The organism is Nocardia puris (assembly GCF_003315035.1).
Classification (GTDB): Bacteria; Actinomycetota; Actinomycetes; order Mycobacteriales; family Mycobacteriaceae; genus Nocardia; species Nocardia puris.
The window spans coordinates 100,583-116,434 of sequence record NZ_QNRE01000002.1; the positions used below are offsets into that span (position 1 = coordinate 100,583).

At 72.0% G+C, this 15,852-nt stretch carries 16 protein-coding genes; 11 read left to right on the forward strand and 5 right to left on the reverse strand.

The genetic code is table 11. The features are described from left to right. Nucleotides 1–3: 3 nt before the first annotated feature. The 3 genes from DFR74_RS06025 (at nt 4) to DFR74_RS06035 (ending at nt 1,664) form a co-directional block, all read left to right on the forward strand. Complete coding sequence (locus DFR74_RS06025) at nt 4–621, forward strand: TetR/AcrR family transcriptional regulator (RefSeq protein ID WP_067512062.1); 618 nt, start codon at nt 4–6, stop codon at nt 619–621. Nucleotides 622–813: 192 nt separating this feature from the next. Then, on the forward strand, nt 814–1,194 hold the full coding sequence (locus DFR74_RS37940) for a helix-turn-helix domain-containing protein (RefSeq protein WP_407675030.1): 381 nt from the start codon (nt 814–816) through the stop codon (nt 1,192–1,194). Continuing rightward, complete coding sequence (locus DFR74_RS06035) at nt 1,191–1,664, forward strand: HD domain-containing protein (protein WP_113974985.1); 474 nt, start codon at nt 1,191–1,193, stop codon at nt 1,662–1,664. Before DFR74_RS37940 ends, DFR74_RS06035 begins: the two co-directional genes overlap by 4 nt. 19 nt (nt 1,665–1,683) lie before the next feature. Here the strand turns inward: DFR74_RS06035 and DFR74_RS06040 are convergent, their stop codons facing one another. Next, nucleotides 1,684–2,439, reverse strand: a complete 756-nt coding sequence (locus DFR74_RS06040) for a siderophore-interacting protein (RefSeq protein WP_067512060.1) — start codon at nt 2,437–2,439, stop codon at nt 1,684–1,686. Between the two features lie 135 nt (nt 2,440–2,574). Between DFR74_RS06040 and DFR74_RS06045 the strand changes: the two genes are divergently transcribed. Next, a complete protein-coding gene (locus DFR74_RS06045; RefSeq protein ID WP_067512058.1) occupies nt 2,575–3,402 on the forward strand; it encodes an NADPH-dependent oxidoreductase in 828 nt (275 codons plus the stop codon). A 155-nt stretch (nt 3,403–3,557) separates the two neighbouring features. On the opposite strand, the gene DFR74_RS06050 is transcribed toward DFR74_RS06045, so the two are convergent. Together DFR74_RS06050 and DFR74_RS06055 are read right to left on the reverse strand one after the other, a co-directional pair. Beyond that, nucleotides 3,558–4,550, reverse strand: a complete 993-nt coding sequence (locus tag DFR74_RS06050) for an LLM class flavin-dependent oxidoreductase (protein WP_067512056.1) — start codon at nt 4,548–4,550, stop codon at nt 3,558–3,560. Between the two features lie 16 nt (nt 4,551–4,566). Then, nucleotides 4,567–6,027, reverse strand: coding sequence for an MFS transporter (locus DFR74_RS06055; protein ID WP_067512054.1), 1,461 nt, complete (start codon nt 6,025–6,027; stop codon nt 4,567–4,569). A 316-nt stretch (nt 6,028–6,343) separates the two neighbouring features. On the opposite strand from DFR74_RS06055, the gene DFR74_RS06060 reads away from it, so the two are divergent. The 3 genes from DFR74_RS06060 to DFR74_RS06070 are packed head-to-tail and all read left to right on the forward strand — an operon-like array spanning nt 6,344 to nt 8,983. Beyond that, nucleotides 6,344–6,667, forward strand: a complete 324-nt coding sequence (locus tag DFR74_RS06060; protein WP_067512052.1) for a type VII secretion target — start codon at nt 6,344–6,346, stop codon at nt 6,665–6,667. Further along, on the forward strand, nt 6,664–7,995 hold the full coding sequence (locus DFR74_RS06065) for a hypothetical protein (RefSeq protein WP_113974986.1): 1,332 nt from the start codon (nt 6,664–6,666) through the stop codon (nt 7,993–7,995). Before DFR74_RS06060 ends, DFR74_RS06065 begins: the two co-directional genes overlap by 4 nt. Beyond that, nucleotides 7,982–8,983: a hypothetical protein gene (locus tag DFR74_RS06070; RefSeq protein WP_147265749.1), complete on the forward strand. Its 1,002-nt coding sequence runs from the start codon at nt 7,982–7,984 to the stop codon at nt 8,981–8,983. The genes DFR74_RS06065 and DFR74_RS06070 overlap by 14 nt, the downstream gene beginning before the upstream one ends. A 6-nt stretch (nt 8,984–8,989) precedes the next feature. Here DFR74_RS06070 and DFR74_RS06075 read toward each other — a convergent pair whose 3' ends face one another. Next, a complete protein-coding gene (locus tag DFR74_RS06075) occupies nt 8,990–9,799 on the reverse strand; it encodes an APH(3'') family aminoglycoside O-phosphotransferase (RefSeq protein WP_084537261.1) in 810 nt (269 codons plus the stop codon). Nucleotides 9,800–9,914: 115 nt separating this feature from the next. Beyond that, the gene (gene aztA / locus DFR74_RS06080; RefSeq protein ID WP_067502629.1) at nt 9,915–10,670 is read right to left on the reverse strand and encodes a zinc ABC transporter ATP-binding protein AztA; all 756 of its coding nucleotides are present in this window, start codon (nt 10,668–10,670) and stop codon (nt 9,915–9,917) included. A gap of 22 nt (nt 10,671–10,692) precedes the next feature. Here aztA and aztB point away from each other — a divergent pair, with 22 nt between their 5' ends. The 4 genes from aztB (at nt 10,693) to DFR74_RS06100 (ending at nt 15,739) form a co-directional block, all read left to right on the forward strand. Then, nucleotides 10,693–12,681, forward strand: a complete 1,989-nt coding sequence (aztB, locus tag DFR74_RS06085) for a zinc ABC transporter permease AztB (protein WP_067502585.1) — start codon at nt 10,693–10,695, stop codon at nt 12,679–12,681. After that, nucleotides 12,678–13,586, forward strand: coding sequence for a zinc ABC transporter substrate-binding protein AztC (gene aztC, locus DFR74_RS06090; RefSeq protein ID WP_067502581.1), 909 nt, complete (start codon nt 12,678–12,680; stop codon nt 13,584–13,586). The genes aztB and aztC overlap by 4 nt, the downstream gene beginning before the upstream one ends. Nucleotides 13,587–13,620: 34 nt before the next feature. Beyond that, on the forward strand, nt 13,621–14,778 hold the full coding sequence (gene aztD / locus DFR74_RS06095) for a zinc metallochaperone AztD (protein WP_067502578.1): 1,158 nt from the start codon (nt 13,621–13,623) through the stop codon (nt 14,776–14,778). A 250-nt stretch (nt 14,779–15,028) separates the two neighbouring features. Next, nucleotides 15,029–15,739 (forward strand): haloacid dehalogenase type II, encoded by a 711-nt coding sequence (locus tag DFR74_RS06100; protein WP_067502575.1) that lies wholly within the window; start codon nt 15,029–15,031, stop codon nt 15,737–15,739. Nucleotides 15,740–15,852: the final 113 nt, after the last annotated feature.

Below are 15,852 nucleotides of genomic sequence, written 5' to 3' on the forward strand. Positions count from 1 at the left end.
CGCGTGACCGCCGAGACCGCACCCCTGAGCCCGGCGGCCGAGCGGATCCTGCGCACGGCCGCCGAGCTCATCGCCGCGCGCGGCTACTCGGCGACCTCGACCCGTGATATCGCCTCGGCCGTCGGGGTGCGCCAGCCCGCCCTGTACAAGCACTTCGCCGCCAAGGACGACATCCTGGCCGCGCTGGTGCGCCTCGGTCTGCAAGGCCCGCTCGAGCTGGCCGGCGCGCTGGTCGCGACCGACGCGCCCGCGATGGTGAAACTGCACCGCTGGCTGCGTGATTCGCTCGAACACCTGCGGGATTCGCCCTACGTGCTGATCTCCATCCTGACCACGCCGGAACTCCAGCAGGACCGGTTCGACGCGGAACGTGAACTCCTGCACCGCTTCGACCGCGTGGTCGTGGACTGGGTGACGGAGGGATTGGCGGAAGGCGAGGTGCGGCCGATGAATCCGGTGTCGGGGGCGCGGCTGGTGCAGGCGCTGTTCGACGCGCTGGCGCTGCCGGAGATCGCGGTGAGTCCCGCGGAGATCGTGGAGTTCGCCCTCACCGGACTGCTGGCCGACGCCGGGCGCCTGCCGGACATCCGGGCTGCCGCCGAAGCGCTGCCGCTCCCGTGACCATGTCCTGATCCAAGGGGCCGATGTCCTCGAGGACATCGACGGCGTCGCGAAGACTGAGATCGTGGACGAGCAGCGCGAGGTCGTGATCGCGGTGGGGGAGGGGGTGATGATGCTGGATGTGGCCGGTCGGCGCAGGTGTTCCACTGGGCAGGCTACCGGGTGCGGCTGGCGTCCCCGGATGGTGCGGCGGTGGTGACCGACGTCGGCGTGCCGATGGGGGTCGGGGGCGCGATCCCGGATTTCGCGGGGCGGATCGACACGTTGATCGTGCCCGGCTACGCGATCTTCGTGCGGGACGCGCCGGTGGTGACCTCGGCGGGCGTGACGGCCGGAATCGATATGGCGCTCGCGCTCGTCGAGGAGGATCTCGGCGCGGAGGTGGCGCGGTCGCTCGCGAAATCCCTCGTGGTGTTCCTGCGCAGGCCCGGCGGGCAATCGCAGTTCAGCGTGCGGACCGAGGTCGCGCTGCCGATCGGTCACCGGCCGACTCGCTGGCCCTCCCCGCGACTTCGCTCGCCACCCGCGTCACCGAACACATCGCCGACTACGACGACGAACTGCTGTCTGTGATCTGCGCGCTCCACGACATCGGCCTCGGCGCTATCGCCAACGGCGCGAACAGATTCGAACTAGACGGCGCCGACCACGCGGCGGAGTTCCTGGAGCGGCACGGCATCATCGACGAGCGCGTCGACCTCGTGTGGGACGCGATCGCCGCCCACACCACCGGCCTGTTCGAATCACCGGTGTACCGGCGCCGCCGTCCCGCGGCCGCCTGGATCGCGGTGGAGGGCATCGGCATCGACGTCGGCGGCGCGCCCGGCGATCTGCCGCCGGGCTACGCCGACCTGGTGCACGCCCGCTACCCACGCCTAGGCGGCAGCCGGGCACTCGCCGACGCCATCGCGGCGCAAGCGCTCGCCGACCCGCGCAAGGCGCCGCCCGGTTCGCTGACCTCGGTGATCATGGCCGAGCACCACCCCGAGATCCCGCAGCCGACCTGGGAGATGCCGCTGTCGAGCAGCGAGTGGGGCGACTGAGCGCGGGCGCGGAACTCGTTCAGGCGGGCGCGGATTCCTTCGCGGCCAGGTCGGCCTTCCACTCCCGGAAGCCCTCCTCGGTGCGGCCGCGCCGCCAGTACCCGGAGATCGAGGACGCCCACGCGGCGGGCACCTGCCGGTCGCGGCGGATGTAGCGGCGCAGGTCGTGCATGACGGCGCTCGCCTCGCCGTGGATGAACACCTGCACCTGACCGTCGCGCCACGGGGCGGCGCGCACCGTCTCGGCGAGCAGTTCGCCCGCGGGCCGCGCGCCCCGGTGCAGCCAGGTGAGTTCCACGCCGGCGGGCTTGTCCAGCTTCAGCTCGTCGTCGGGGCCCGACACCTCGACGAACGCGTCGCCGACCGCGTCGGCGGGCATCGCCTCGAGCGCGGCGGCGATGGCGGGCAGCGCGGATTCGTCACCGGCGAGCAGGTGCCAGTCGGCGTCGGCGCGCGGCGAGTAGGCCCCGCCCGGTCCGTACAGGTCGATGGTCTCGCCGGGCTCCACCGACGCGGCCCACGGCCCGGCGATGCCTTCGGTGCCGTGGAACACGAAATCGGCGGCCAGGGTGCCCGCCTCCCGGTCCACCGCACGGACGGTGTAAGTGCGCAGCACCTCGATGCCGTCGCGCGGGAAGATGAACTTCACGTAGGAATCGGAGTGCTCGATCGGCTGGAAGGCCGCGAATCCGGGGCCGCCGAAATGCACGCGGATCAGGTGCGGCGTCAGCCACTCGGTGCGGAGCACGGTGAGGGTGGTGCGTGGGCGGGCCAAGATTACCTCCGGACGCTCGAATTAATTAGGCATGCCTTACCAAGGTACTCGCGTTCGCGCCCGGCGGGCACGGCGGTTGCGTTCACGGTGAGGGTTACCGCAGACGCGCCGACCCCGCCCCGCGAAGATGACCGCATGACCCAGATCGCGCCCACCCCGACCGACACCGTGCGGCAACGCTACCGCGACCCGGTGCCCGTCGACGCCGCCCTGTGGAATCCGGTGCTGCAGGTGCTGCACGACCACCGCTCGGTGCGGCGGTACCTGCCCGACCCGGTCTCCGACGACGTGCTGCGGCTGCTGGTCTCGGCCGCCCAGTCGGCCGCGACCTCCTCGAACCTGCAGGTGTGGAGCGTGGTCGCGGTGCGCGATCCCGAGCGCAAGGCCCGGCTGGCGGCGCTGGCGGGCGGCCAGGCGCATATCGAGCAGGCGCCGGTGCTGCTGGTCTGGACCGCCGATTTCGCGCGGCTGCGCCAGCTCGCCGCCGACCGCGAGGCGCCCCTGGAGGGCGCGGACTACCTGGAGTCGAGCTACGTCGGGTTCATCGATGCCGCGCTGGCCGCGCAGAACGCGGTGGTCGCCGCCGAATCGCTGGGCCTGGGCACCGTCTACATCGGGGCGCTGCGCAACCACCCGGAGCGGGTCGCCGCCGAAATCGGCCTGCCGCCCAGTGTTTTCGCGGTGTTCGGCCTCGTCGTCGGGCATCCCGATCCGGCGGAGGAGGCGAAGGTGAAGCCTCGCCTGCCGCAGGCCGCGGTGCTGCACCACGAGACCTACGACCTGCCCGCCCAGCGCGAACACGTCGCCGACTACGAGACCAGGATCGCCGACTTCTACGCCGAGCAGAACCTCGCGCACTCTTGGACCGAGCGCGTGCTCGCCCGCCTCGCCTCGCCCCGCAGCCTCAACGGCCGCGACCGGCTGCGGGAATCCCTTGCCACGCTGGGCTTCCCGCTGCGCTGAGCTTGTCAGGAGGACCCGGACCCCGGGTCGATGATGTGCCGCGCTGAGGTCACAGGAGCCGCGCTGAGGTCACAGGAGCCGCGCTGAGGTCACAGGAGCCGCGCTGAGGTCGTCGGGAGGTGTGCCCGAGGCCGTCAGGAATTGCGCTGAGGTCCTCAGGAAGCGGCGATCTTCTCGATGAGTTCGAAGGAGCGGGCCCGGTCCTCGATGTCGTAGACGAGCGTGTTGAGCATGAGTTCGTCGGCGCCGGTGCGGTGCAGGAGATCGGTGAGCTGGGCGCGCACCGTGTCCGGGGAGCCGGTCGCCTGCCCCTGCCTGCGCTGCGCGATGAACTGCCGTTCCCGTTCCGTGGGGCGGAATTTCGCCGCCTCCTCGGTGGACGGCAGCGTGCCGGGCCGCCCGGCGGCCAGCTGGAGGAACGCGAGATCCCGTGGCGCGGAGAGTTCTTCGGCGCGCTCGTCGGTGTCGGCGCAGACCGCCGACAGGGCCACCATGGCGTAGGGGGTTTCCAGATCGGCCGTCGGTCGGAAGCTGTTGCGGTACAGGGCGAGCGCGTCCTCGGTGCCGAGCGGATTGATGTGGTGGGCGAACGCGAACCGCACGCCGAGCACCGCCGCCACCTGCGCGCTGTAGCCGCTCGACCCGAGCAGCCAGATCTCGGGCTCTTCGCCGCGCCCCGGCGTGGCGCTGATGCCGTCGGCCGAGGTGCCACGGAAGTAGCGCAGCAGCGCGGCGAGTTCGGTCGGGAAGGATTCGGCGGCCAGCCCTTCGGCGGTGCGGCGCAGCGCCAGCGCGGTGGCCTGATCGGTGCCGGGCGCGCGGCCGATGCCCAGGTCGATGCGCCCAGGATGCAGCGCCTCGAGCGTGCCGAACTGCTCGGCCACCACCAGCGGCGCGTGATTCGGCAGCATCACCCCGCCGGAGCCGACGCGGATGCGCGAGGTGGCGTTGGCCAGGTGCGCGATCACCACGCTCGGCGCCGAACTGGCGATGCCCGGCATGTTGTGGTGTTCGGCCACCCAGAATCGCCGATAGCCGAGAGCTTCGGTCCGCCTGGCCAATTCGGTGGTCGCGGCCAGTGCCTCGCCCGTGCTCGCGCCGGTCTGCACCGGGGCGAGGTCGAGCACGGACAGGGGGACGTCGATCATGCGGCTCCTCTCGGCATCACTCGAGAGGTAACGCCGGGGCGTCCCGGACTATTTCCGCGCCGCGCGCGGTGCCGTCCACACGCTGCCCCGGCATCAGGGTGGCGACCGCGAACATGACCGCCACGGCGATCGTCACGCTCACGAACACCAGGTGCACCCCGTCGGCCAGTAGACCGGGATCGGGCGTGTCGGAGGCACCCACCCGCGCGTTGACCAGCGCGCCGAACACCGCGACGCCCAGCGCACTGCCGAGTGCGCGGGCGAACATGTTGGCCGAGGTCACCACGCCGCGCTCGGACCACGCCGCGCTGGTCTGCGCCGCGATGAGCGTCGGCGTCGCGACCAGACCCATCCCCGCGCCGATCACGAAACAGGACGCGGCGATCCGCCACGGCGAGGACTGCTCGTCGATGAACAGCGTCGAGACCGCGCCGAGTACGCCGAGCCCGCTGCCGATCAGCGCGCTGCCGCGAAAGCCGATGCGCAAGTACACCTTTCCGGCCAGCGATGCCGCCAGCGGCCAGCCCAGGGTGAGTGTGCCGACGGTGAGTCCGGCGACCAGCGCACCGGTGCCGAGCACGCCCTGGGTGAAAGTCGGGACATAGGTGGTCAATCCGAGCAGCAGCGCGCCGATCAGCAGCGACACGGTACTGCTCACCACCACCACACGCCGGGTGAAGATCCACAGCGGCAGAATGGGATTCGCGGCGCGCCGCTCCACGAGCGCGAACAGTAGCAGCGTGAGGACGCCGCCGGTGAAGATGGCGATGCTCACCGGCGAACCCCACGCCCACGCCTGCCCGCCCTCGAGCAACCCCAGCACGATCGCACCCGCGCCGAGGGCGAGCAACGCCGCGCCGAGATAGTCGATGCGCTGACCGCGTCGCTGGGCCCGCTCCTGGAAGCCGCGCAGCAGCATCCACGCCGCCACCGCCGCCAGCGGCAGGTTGATCAGGAAGATCCACCGCCAGCCGACGTAGTCGGCGAACAACCCGCCCAGCAGCGGCCCCGCCACCGCCGACATCGCCCACACGCTCGCCAGGTAGCCCTGCGCCTTGGCCCGTTCGGCGAGGGTGTAGATATCGCCCGCGACCGTCATCGTCATCGGCAGGATGGCGCCCGCGCCGATGCCCTGCACGGCGCGGAACACGATCAGGGCGGTCATGCTGGTGGCGAGTCCGCACAGCAGCGAACCCAGGGCGAACACCGCGATGCCGAACATCAGGACCGGTTTGCGGCCGAACGTGTCGGCGAGTTTGCCGTAGATGGGCACGGTCACGGCCTGGGCCAGCAGATAGAGCGAGAACAGCCAGGGGAACTGGGTGAAGCCGCCGAGACTCTCGGTGATGGACAGCACGGCGGTGGCGATGATCGTGGTGTCGAGCGCGACCAGTCCGGTCGACAGCATCAGCGCGCCGAGCACGGCTCCGCGCTCGGAGCGCAACCCCACCGTCGGCTGGGCGGTCTCGGTCGCCACGCGGGCCCCTTTCGTTCGTCTCTCTAACCATCTTCACCGAACGCCGGGCCGCGCGGACTATTCCCGAATGGCAGCAATCGATTCCGGTGCGCGGGAAAACTCAGCTCACACGGGGTCGTGCCCGGTGATTCGCCGACTGCGTGCCGATTTCAGCCCGAACCGTGCGACCATGGTCGGAGGTCGTGGACCACGCCCGCCGCGTCACCGGGGACACGGGGGATTGGCCACGACCTAGCGGTGCCGCCGGGCAGGGGTGACCCTCCGGCGCCGGCCGTGTTGCGACAGCGAAGGTTAGGTTTTCCGTGAAGGGGGAACAGTGGACACGCTGAAGCTCGACCCGGCGGCGATGGCCGCCTACTCCGCGATGGCCAGGACGGTCGCCGAGCAGTTGGCCTCGGCGGCCTCGGCGGCGTCGGGTGCGGTGAATCCGCAGAAGCTGGACACCGATCTGGGGCTGATCGGCGCCGAGTTCGTCGCGCGGTTCACCAGCGCGGTGCAGGAACACACCCAGGCGCTGTCGACGGCGAGTCAGCTGGTCTCGGCGTACGACCGGGTGCTGCGCGACTACGACGAGCGGATGCGGGCCGGCGACGCGTCGACCGCGCGGGCGCTGTCGCGGACCGAGGAGGAGTTGTCGTGAGGCGGCTGAGCGGGTTGCGCAGGCGGCGTCCGGCCGAACAGGCCGCCGAGTCGCTGCCGGTGGTGAGCAACGATCCCACGGCCGATCCGCCGCTCATCGCGGCCCTGGTGCAGCCGATGTTGCAGCTGCGGGCCTCGCTGGGCACCGGCGCCACGCTGCCCGATCGCGCGATCACCGCCGCGCTGTCGACCGCGGCCACGCACGCGGCCGATTCCGAGGGGCCGCACCGCGAGGGGTTGCACGCCCTCGAATCGACGTGGACCTCGCGCGGTGCCGACGCGGCCGTGCCCGCCCTGCGCACGACGCAGACCGAGATCGGGGAGATCTCCGATCGGGGCCCGGCGTATCTGTCCGTGCTCGGTGACGCGCAGGCCACGAGTGCGCGCGCGGCCCGGCGGGTGGATCAGATCATCGCCGACTTCCGCGCCGACGCCCGCCGGGTGCTGGCGGAAGCGACGACCGCGCCCGACACCGACGCGGTGATCGATCTGGCGGCGATGGCGCTGCGCGACGCGCTGGTCACGGTCGACGGCGCGCGCACGGAGATGAACGGCCACACGCGGCGATTGGACGAGATGGGCCCGCTCACGGTCACCCGGCCCGGCGCGTTCGGCGACGGGCGCGGCGGCACCGACCCGTCGTACGCGATCTCGCCCGGCACGTACGGGACGATTCCCGGGACGAACGGTCAGGGGCAGCAGCTGGATCCGGCGCAGCTGGCGCAGTTGCAGTTGCAGCGGGAGCTGATCTCGGCCGGTGTGGAGCTGGGCACCTCGGCGATCTCGGCGGGCGTGGACATCGGCACCCACTTGATCGACAAGATCGTGGAGGTCGGCACGCACGCGATGGACACGGTCGCGGCGTCGGCGGACAAGGTGATCGACAAGGCGATCCCGGAGCTGATCAATCCCGGCAGCACGACGAACAACGGCGCGGGCACGCCCGGCGGTGGTCAGCAGTCGTCGCCGTCGCGGGTCATCGACTTCGGGGGCGGCGCCGCGCCGGGCGGCGGCGGGACCACGCCGGGTCAGAACGCGGGCGGTGCGCGCCCGGAGCCGCCGAAGCCGAGTTCCCCGCCCGCCACGTCGGTGCTGCCCGCGCCGGCCCCGCAGGAGAGCGCGCCCGCGCCCCGGCCCGATCCCGCGCCGTCCGGGCAGCCGGGTGGCGCGCACGGCGGTGTCGCGATGCCGCCGCCCGGCGGCGGCGATCAGGACCGCAGGCCGCGCGACGGCCAGCTGGGCGTGACCATTCCCGCGTCGGCGTTGATCCCCGAGACGGCCACCGTTCCGGCCGCCGTCATCGGCGACTTCGGCGATGACGCGCCCTGATCCGGACGGGGCGAATCCAGGGCACCGTCAGCCGAATCCGTTCGACACGGGCCTGCCGATGCTCCGGCTGCCCGCCCCGCCCGCCGGGAAGCGCCGCAAGCGCAAGTCTGGGCGATCCGCGCCGCGAGTGCGGACCCCGGAACAGGCGGGCCCGGTCGACCCGGCCGTGCCGAAACCCCTGAAGCGGCCGTCGCGCAGGCCCGACGCCGAATGGGCCGAATGGCTCGACCCGCCCGCCCGCCCCGCCGAGCCGCCGAAAGCACCACCCCAGCGGCGGCGGGTCCCGGAGGACGATCCGGTCGCCGACGATCAGCCCGAGCAGCGCCCGCTGCCGTCGGTGCCAGGCATCGTCGACCGCACGGGCGGCAATCCGGGTCCCGCGTTGCGCCGCCCCCGTCCGGAAGGCGCGCAGCAACAGCGTGGCAACAAGGTGCTCGCCGTGCTGATCCTGGTGGGCCTGTTCATCGCGGTGGGGTCCATCCTGTGGGCCGTGCTGCCGGACGCCTCGCCGCGCAAGGCGACGCCGCTCACCGTGCCGACCGACGGACCCGCCGGTCAGCCCACGTCGGAGCCGCCCACCGATCCGCCGTCGCCACTGGCGACGCCGGGCTGCCAGGAGCGGCGCGGCGGGGACGTGGTCTCGGGCACCGGCGCGGGCGGCACCCAGGACGGCCCGTCGGCGATCCTCGCGTTCGAACGCGCCTATTACGAGGCGCGCTCCGGTGCGGCGGCGCGCGCCGTCGTGGCCCCGGACGCGGCGGTGCCCCCCGCCGACCAGATCCAGCGCGGCATCGATCAGGTCCCGGTCGGCACCCGCTACTGCGTGCAGATCACCCGCACCGCCACCGGCGCGGGTGACGGCCAATCCCACTGGGTGGTCCGCCTGACCCAGCAGTATCCGGGCGAGGAAGCCCGCACCTTCGGTCAGATCATCACCACCCGAACCGAACTCGGCCGCACCCTGATCACCGGCATCTCCATGGCCTGAGGTTCGCTAACCCCAGGTGAGCGGGTCCAGGTGCAGGTAGAAGCGCAGCCGTTCGGAGTCGAGGGTGAGGCCGTAGCGGTGGGCGAAGTCGCGGTCGGCCTTCGCGGCGGACGGCTCGTCGGGCCAGGTCTCGCGTGAGCTGGCCAGCAGGAGGGCGATATCCGCGTAAGGGTCGGCGGTGCCGAGGCGGCCGAGGTCGAGGAATCCGGTGACGGTGTCCGTGGCCGGATCCACGACGATGTTCGGCAGGCACAGATCCCCTTGGCAGACCACCGCATTCGCGCGTTCCTGGGCCAGCCGCGCGTCTATCCGCGCGGCCAGCCGGGCGAGCAGCACGGCGGGCGGGGTGCCCACCTGCTCCTCGGGCAGGAACTCCGGGTGGACGGCGTCGCGGGCGACGACATCCTGGGCGAGCGCGAACATACGCGCCACGCCGCGGTCGAAAGGGCAGTCCGCGGTGGGCGTTTCGTGCAACCGCCGCACGGCGTCGGCTATCGACGCCCACGCCCGGCCCAACTCGTCGGCGGAGAGCGTCTCGGCGGTCACCCCGGGGACGGTTCCCGTGACGAGACAGGCGATTCCGGCGCCGGCGTGCCAGTCCAGCACCGGCGCACACGGGATGTCGTGCGCGCCAGCCCAGACCAGGCGTTCCCGCTCACCATCCAGGGCCGGGACATCCTGGTCCACAACGCATTTCGCGTAGCGTGATCCGTCCGCCGACCGGAAGACCCCGGCCCCGGATTCGCCGCTCGCCACCGGCGTCCATGCGGTGTCGGTGGGCAGGATCGACCGGTACCGCTCGGGAGCCTCCACCACGCCTCGACACTATCAGGGGAAAGAATCGCACTCGCCGTGCCTGGCCAGGCGGCGCTCCAGACCTTCGAGCGGAACGGCGAGCGTCTTGTTGGGGCAGCCGTGCCCTGCCAGGCCGCTACGCTGATCGCGACGGCGTGTCGCCAAGTAGCGGGACCGGGCTCGCGCCGACCGGCGCGGTGGTGGCGACCAGGTCGGCGGGCGGGCCCTCGGCCACCAGTCCGCCGTTCTCCAGCAGCAGGCAGTGATCGCTGGTCAGCGCCTCGTCGCGCTGGTGTGTCGCGTGCACGACGGTGGCGTCGAGATCGCGGATCAACGCCGAAATACGGTGGCGCGACTCGATATCCAGCCCGGTCGTCGGCTCGTCGAGGAGGAGCAGCTCGGCCTCCTGGGCGAGGGCTTGCGCGAGGAGGGCGCGCTGGCGCTGCCCGCCGGACAGGGTGTCGAGCCTGCGGTCGGCCAAGCCGGTGATGTCCATGCGGGCCAGGCATTCGTCGACGCGCTCGCGGTCGGACCGGCGCAATCGCCGCCACGCGCCCCGGTGGGCCCAGCGGCCCATGGTCACCGTCTCGCGCACCGTGGTCGGGAGCGTGGACGGCACCGCGCTGTGCTGGACCACGAACGCGATCCGCAGCCCCTCCGGTCGCTCGATCGCGCCCGTCATCGGCGGCAGGACGCCCGCCAGCGCCGACAGCAGCGTGGATTTGCCCGACCCGTTGTGGCCGAGCAATGCGGTCACCCGGCCCGCCGGAATCTCGGCGGTCACGTCGTGGACGGCCGCCCGCCCGCGGTAGCCCGCCGACAGCCCGGTCAGGCGCAGCGGCGTCGCTGTCACAGTGTGTCTCCCGTCACCCAATTTTGGAATGAAAACCATTTCCATCTTAAGGTGTCGCCCCATGGAGTGGTTGATCGCCCCGTTCGAGGTGTCCTTCGTGGCGCGGGCACTGTGGGGCGGGCTGCTCGTGTCGTGCCTGTGCGCGATCGCGGGTACCTGGGTGGTGGTGCGCGGCATGGCGTTCCTCGCCGACGCGATGGCGCACGGGATGCTGCCGGGCATCGCCGTGGCCGCGCTGCTGGGCGGAAACCTGTTGGTGGGCGCGGCTTTCAGCGCGGGCGCGATGGCGCTGGGCGTCACGGCGCTGAGCCGCGACACGCGGTTCTCCGCCGATATCGGCATCGGGCTGTTGTTCGTCGGCATGCTGTCAGTGGGGGTGGTGATCGTGTCGCGGGCCCAGTCGTTCGCGGTCGACCTCACCGGGTTCCTGTTCGGCGACGTGCTCGCCATCCGCGACCGTGACCTGTTCTGGCTGGTCGTCGCGCTGCTCGCGGCCGCGGTGACGGCGGCGGCCGGGCACCGGGCCTTCCTCGCGGCGTCGTTCGACGAGCGCACCGCGCACACGCTGGGCCTGCGGCCGAAGCTCGCGCACGCGGCCATGGTCGGGCTCATCACCCTCGCCATCGTCGCCTCGTTCCACATCGTCGGCACGCTGCTGGTGTTCGGGTTGCTCATCGCGCCGCCCGCCGCGGCGATGCTGTGGGTGCACCGCATCCCGCTGATCATGCTGACGGCGGCGGGGCTGGGGTCGGCCGCGACGTTCGTGGGCCTGCTGGTGTCGTGGCACGTCGGCACGGCGGCGGGCGCCACGATCGCGGCCACGGCCGTCGGATTCTTCTTCCTGTCCGCCGCGGCCTCGGCGCTGCGCGCGCGAATCAGGTTCGGCGGCAGGGGAACCCGAGTGGGTGCGGCGGCCGTCGTGGCGGCGGTGTCGGTGGCGGGCTGCGGTGCGGCGGGTCCGGTGGACGATGACGCCGAGCCGACGCCGCACGGGTACGTGGCGGGCGCGGAGGAGACCGCCGAGCCGAACCCGCGACTCGTCCTGGTGGACAAGGATTCCGGCGCGGTCCGCGTGCTCGACCTGCTCTCGCAGGAGGTCACCGAACTCGACACGGTGCCGGCGGCCGACCGGATCGCGACCGACCGGCGGCACGTGTACGTGTCGGGCGAGCGGGGCGTGACGGTGGTCGATTCCGGTTCCTGGCTGGTCGATCACGGTGATCACGTCCACTATTACCGGGCGCCCATCCGAGCGGTGGGCGCGCACGAGTCCGGGGACGTCGCCGCCGCCGCATCGGATTCGACGGTGGCGGCGCTGAGTTCGCCGGACGGTGGCGCGACACTGCTGGATCGTGCGGCCTTGGACAACGGCGAAGTACGCGAAATCGGTTGGCGCGCCGACGGTCCGTCCGTCCCTCTCGGCGAGCGCGTCCTGGTCGCCGATCCGGCGACCGGTGCGGTGACGGTCCGCACGCGGGAAGGCGCGGTCGAGTCCACGCTCGACGCACCCTGTGCCGAGGCGCGCGGGACCGCCGTCACCCGGCGCGGTGTCGTGTTCGGTTGCGCGGACGGCGCTCTCGTCGTCTCGGCGGACGGCGGCGCGTTCGCGGGCGAGAAGATCGCCTACCCCGCGCCGGTGCCGCCCGCGGAACGCGCGGTGGCGTTCACGCACCGGCCGAACAGCGCGACGCTGGCCGCCGCGGCGGGCGATCGCGGGGTGTGGGAGCTCGACATCCGCAAGAAGACCTGGAGTTTCGTCCCGACGGGCGCGGTGGTCGCGGCGAACACGCCGGGGGAGGGGGCCGCGCTGCTGGCCCTCACACCCGACGGAGTGCTGCGCGCCTACGACGTCGAGAACGGCACGGAGGTGAAGAGCGCACCGCTCGTCACACCGGGCGCAAGCGCCACGATCGCGATCGACACGAGTCGCGCCTATGTCAACGATCCCGTCGCACGAAAGGTTTTCGAGATCGACCACGCCGACCTGCGCGTAGCCCGCACCTTCGACCTGGATATCAGTCCCGGCCTCCTGGCGGAGACGGGCGAATGAGGACCGCGGCGCTGTTCGGCGCGCTCCTGGCGGCCGCGCTGACGCTGACCGGATGCGACGGCGGTGGCGGCGACCGTCCCGAAATCGTCGTCACCACCAACATTCTCGGCGACCTCACGGCCGCCGTGGTGGGCGCCGCCGCCGAGGTGACCGTGCTGATGCCGCCGGACGCCGACCCGCACAGCTTCGCCGTCTCCGCGCGACAGGCCGCGACCCTGGAACGCGCCGACTTGATCGTGCACAACGGGCTCGGGCTCGAGGAGGGCGTGCTGCGCCACGTGGAGGCCGCGGCCGAGGCGGGCGTCACCACCGTCGCGGTGGGCGAGCACGTCGATCCGCTGCGCTACCGCCCGGAGGTCGGCAGCGGACGCCCCGACCCGCACTTCTGGACCGATCCGCGCCGCGTGCGCACGGCCGTCGAGGTGATCCGCGACGAGATCCTCACCCACGTCGACGGTATCGACGCCGACGCCGTGCGCGACCGCGCGACCCGGTACCTCGGTGAGATCGACGGCTTGGACTCGTGGATGACCGAACAGTTCGCGACGCTGCCCCCTGAGCGCCGCAAACTCGTCACCAACCACCACGTCTTCGGTTATCTGGCCCAGCGTTTCGGGTTCGAGGTGATCGGCGCGGTGATACCGGGCGGCACCGCGCTCGCCTCGCCCAGCCCGTCCGACCTGGCCGAGCTGGCCGGGGCGGTGCGCGCGGCCGGGGTACCCACGATCTTCGCCGACTCCGCCCAGCCCGACCGGCTGGCGCGAGTGCTGGCCGAACAGGCGGGCCTGCACGTCCGCGTTGTCGCGCTCTACACCGAATCGCTCACCGGCCCCGACGGCGGCGCGCCCACCTACCTGGCGATGATGCGCGCCAATACCGAGTCGATCGTGCGCGGTCTCGCCTGAAACTCGCAGTGTCACAACGAAAGAGGAGCACCACATGCACATTCGGACCCGGGCGATGGCCCTGTCCGGCCTGCTCGCCGCGGCGGTCGCGCTGGCGGGCTGCGGCGCGGACGACGCGTCACCGGACGCGCGGGAACCCATCGCGGACCCGATCGCCCTCACCTACGACGGCGGCATCTTCGTGCTCGACGGAAACACCCTGGAGCTGAAGGGAACCACCGAACTCGAGGGCTTCAACCGGCTGAACCCGGCGGGCGACGACGACCACCTGATCGTCTCCACCACCGAGGGCTTCCGAGCCTACGACGCCACCGCGGCCGAATTCACCGACGTCGAATTCCCCGGCCCCAAGCCGGGACACGTGGTGCGCCACGCCGGCCGCACCGTGCTGTTCTCCGACGGCACGGGTGAAGTGATCGCGTTCGACTCCGACGCGCTCGGCGAGGGCGAGCCGCCCACCGACACCTACAAGGCGGAGCAACCGCACCACGGCGTCGCGGTGGAACTGGCCGACGGCTCGCTGGTGCTCACCCTCGGCACCGAGGAGGCCCGCACCGGCATCGTGGTGCTCGACAAGGACCGCAAGGAGATCGCCCGCAACGAGGACTGCCCCGGCGTGCACGGCGAGGCCACCGCCAAGGGCGAGACCGTCGTGGTGGGCTGCCAGAACGGCGTGCTCTACTACCGCGACGGCGTGATCACCAAGGTCGCCAGCCCCACCGAGTACGGGCGCATCGGCAACCAGGCCGGCAGCGACGCGTCGGCGATCGTGCTCGGCGACTACAAGCAGGACAAGGACGCCGAACTCGAACGGCCCGAGCAGATCGCGCTCATCGACACCGAGACCGGCACGCTGCGGCTGGTCGGCCTCGGCACCAGCTACACCTTCCGGTCCCTCGGGCGCGGCCCGCAGGGCGAGGCGTTGGTCCTCGGCACCGACGGCGCCCTGCACATCATCGATCCGGTCGCCGGCACGGTCACCAAGAAGGTGCCGCTGTTCGATCCGTGGCAGGAGCCGCTGAAGTGGCAGGAGGCGCGGCCCGCGCTGTTCGTGCGCGAGGGTGACGCGTACGTGTCGGACCCGGCGAGCAAGACCGTCAAGCGCGTCGACCTCGCGACCGGCGAGGTCACCGCGACCGGCACGCTGCCGGAGAGCCCCAACGAGATCAGCGGCGTGCTCCACCAGCACTGAGCCACGACGGCCCCGGCATCCCGCCGGGGCCGTTTCTCGCTCGGCCGGTCATGTTGTGCCGCAGTAGGTTTCGCGCGCGACGTATGAGCTCGGCCGGACACCCGCGGACCCAGGTCCGCCGCAAGCCCGCGCCGATGGTCGCGAGCGTGAAGTCTGGCGGATGGCCCCCTGCCGAAGCGGTCGCAGGACTGCCTGAACCGGCACTCCTGCTAGCGTTTCCGTCGTCCGATCTCGGGAGAAGGGGGCGCACATGACCGAACTCGCGCCGAAGGCGTTGCTGTTCGACGTGCAGGGCACCGCCACGGATTTCCACACCACGGTCCGCACGGCGGCGGCCGAGATCGCCGGCCCCGACCACGCCCACGTGGACTGGTCGGCGTTCGTCAACGACTGGCGCGCGGCGTACTTCCGGGAGACCTCCGCCGGGCGCCCGGCGGGCACGCCCTGGATCTCCGTCGCCTCGATCTATCGCGCCACCCTGGACGAGGCGCTGGCCGCCGTGGGCGTGGATCTCCCTGCGGCCCAGCGCGATCGGCTCAGCGATGCCTGGAAACACCTGGACCCCTGGCCCGACGTGGTGCCCGCGCTGCACCGCCTGCGCCGCCGCTACCTGCTCGCCACGCTCTCCAACGCCGACGTCGACGCGGTCGTGAGCATCACCCGGCACGGCGACCTGCCCTGGCACGCCGTCTTCGCCGCCGAGATGGCGGGCGTCTTCAAACCCGACCCCGCTGCCTACCACCTCGCGAACCACTACCTGGGCCTGCCCGCCACCGACATCATGATGGTCGCCAGCCACAAGTACGATCTGCACGCCGCCCGCGCCCTGGGTTTCCGCACCGCCTTCGTCCTGCGCCCCCTCGAACACGGCGACCCCTCCCTCGCCGACCTCACCCTCGAACCCGAATTCGATCTGACCGTCACCGATTTCGCCGACCTCGCCGATCACCTGGGCTGCTGAGCGGAGCCGGGCTGCTACCGGACCCGGACCCCAGCGGGTCGGCACACCGGACCGGTTCGGAGGTGAGACCGGTGGCGTTATCGGCGCGCACGGCGTACTGGAAGCCGGGGGCG